At 39.6% G+C, this 374-nt stretch carries 1 protein-coding gene; it reads left to right on the forward strand.

What is annotated here, in order from left to right; all coding sequences use genetic code 11:
* Positions 1-374: insulinase family protein (locus tag SB679_RS23305; RefSeq protein ID WP_410704663.1), on the forward strand; the 374-nt coding region annotated here is incomplete at both ends.

A 374-nucleotide genomic window follows, 5' to 3' on the forward strand; every position in this document is an offset into this window, starting at 1 on the left:
CTTCATGACCTTTTCAACTTCAAACATAAGGTATTGTACTACGGACCAAAATCAGGAACTGAAACAGTAGCTTCCCTGAAGCCTATTCATAAACTTCCTGCAAGTCTTAAAGAGCTTCCTAAGACCAAGACCTTTGTTCAGATCCCAACAGATAAAAACAAGGTGTTATTTGCTCATTACGACATGGTACAGGCTGAAGTATTCTGGGTAAGAAATTCGGATCAGTACAATCCTACCCTTACGCCTACTGTAAGTCTATTCAATAACTACTTCGGAGGAGGAATGGGATCTATTGTATTCCAGACCATCAGAGAATCTAAAGCGCTAGCCTACTCTACTTATTCTTATTTTGCTCTTCCAAGCAAGAAATCAGA

The sequence above is a fragment of the Chryseobacterium sp. SIMBA_029 genome (genome assembly GCF_046535275.1).
Taxonomy (GTDB): domain Bacteria; phylum Bacteroidota; class Bacteroidia; order Flavobacteriales; family Weeksellaceae; genus Chryseobacterium.